Origin of the sequence: Solibacillus ferritrahens (genome assembly GCF_037027585.1) — a bacterium.
In the GTDB taxonomy this organism is placed as follows: Bacteria; Bacillota; Bacilli; order Bacillales_A; family Planococcaceae; genus Solibacillus; species Solibacillus ferritrahens.
On the sequence record NZ_JAXCLE010000047.1, the window covers coordinates 1 to 1,739 of the forward strand.

1 rRNA gene is annotated in these 1,739 nt (G+C 30.4%); it reads left to right on the forward strand.

The annotated features are described in order from the left end of the window. Positions 1-81, forward strand: a 5S ribosomal RNA gene (gene rrf / locus SNE38_RS19345); the annotation flags it as partial. Positions 82-1,739 lie beyond the last annotated feature (1,658 nt).

Consider the following 1,739-nt stretch of genomic DNA (forward strand, 5'->3'; position numbering starts at 1 on the left):
CATACCGAACACGGAAGTTAAGCTCTTTAGCGCCGATGGTAGTTGGGGGCTTCCCCCTGTGAGAGTAGGACGTCGCTTCGCACATGTAAAACCACTGAGAAATCAGTGGTTTTTTTGTTGTTTAAAAAAAAGTGGTCTTTTCATTTCAAGACGCTAAGTTTATTAACCTTTGAAAAATGGATATGTGAAAATAATGGAGATGGAAAATTGAATATAGAGATTTCTAACTTTACGGATGACTATTATTCAGGTAATTCTTATTTATTTTTCTTCTGAAAAAGAGGAGCTTGAACAACTCAGCAACGCTTCGAACATTCCATTTAATTGCATTGATATGGTTTAGTCATAAACGTGTAAGAAGGAATGGAGAGGAAAGGTGAGGGATGTTTGATAACTAGATTTGAAATTCTACAGTAAAATAATAAATACTCAAATTGATATAAAGAGCTTGTTGGAAACATCTTTCGTGTGAGCGTAAAAGTGCAGCTAACTCAATAATATGCAACTTTACGGGTTAGCAGAATATTTATGTCATTTGTATAGAATTAAATACATCAACAGTTTAGCAATGATTTATTCAATTCCCCTAGAAAAAGGCAGACAAATGGATCCCATTTCTTAAGTATATAAGTTGATTTGAATGGTCTATTATTTCGTAAAATAGCCTTAAAAATTGATATTACTAGTTTAACCGCTTCTTACTGGTGGCATAAAATATTTTCTGATCATACTTTGCGCAATACCCCTTTACTTGAGTTGTAATTCGCAATAACTCTTCATTCCTTATAGTTTTCTAAGCAGTTTCATTTCATCTACTCCTTCAAAATTCTGATACTTTCTATGCGATCATGAGTCCACTACAAAATATCTTACTTATGCCCAGGTAGCTACCTTAACCGTATCTAACTTTTAAGAGTGACTTCAAATACATAGCTTTGGAAATGTTTTTAGGTTTAAAAGATATTATTTGATTATAGTTAGAAAAGGGATGTATAAAGCTTTATTAAATAATAGCTTTAACGTGGAGTGTATATTGAGATTATTAGTATTACTATTATCAATCTTTATTATTTGAGCTAGTTGTAATAAAGGGAACTAGTCAATATCCAGATCAATTACAGAGATGTCTAATTGACCAATGAAACCATTAAAATTAAAAATAGGCAAATTTATATCAATGACAAAAAATAGATCTGTTTTACGGATTTGGAACGAGCTTAGAAGTAGCATAAGAAGACTATTTTGAAACGGCCAATCTTAACTATATTAATAAAGAAGGTGTGGCTGAACACTAATACTTCGATAAACTAATTAAAATTGTGGAAGACATTGTATTTGTGTTAAATAATAAGGGGTGGAGAGGAACCGACAGTAAAGGTTTTGGGTTATTACTCGTAGAAATATTCAAGGTAAGGTTATTTGTATAAAATATTGTTATGTATTATATAGTTATTATTTGTATTAACTATATAAAATAAGGGGGATTTATAGTTGGTACAATAAATAAAAAGTAACCCCTGTAACTCTATTAAATAGTAGGTTATATATGGTTTTGATTTCGGATAGAAACTCATAGTTCTTATAAAAAAATAAAATTGCAAATAACTATTGCTAAATAAATAATATCGTGATATATTATTATAAGTCGCAACGACGACAACAGATTATAAAAAACATCCAAAAAAAGTTGTTGACAAAACAATCGCATGGATGGTATGATATAAAAGTTGTCATAAGAG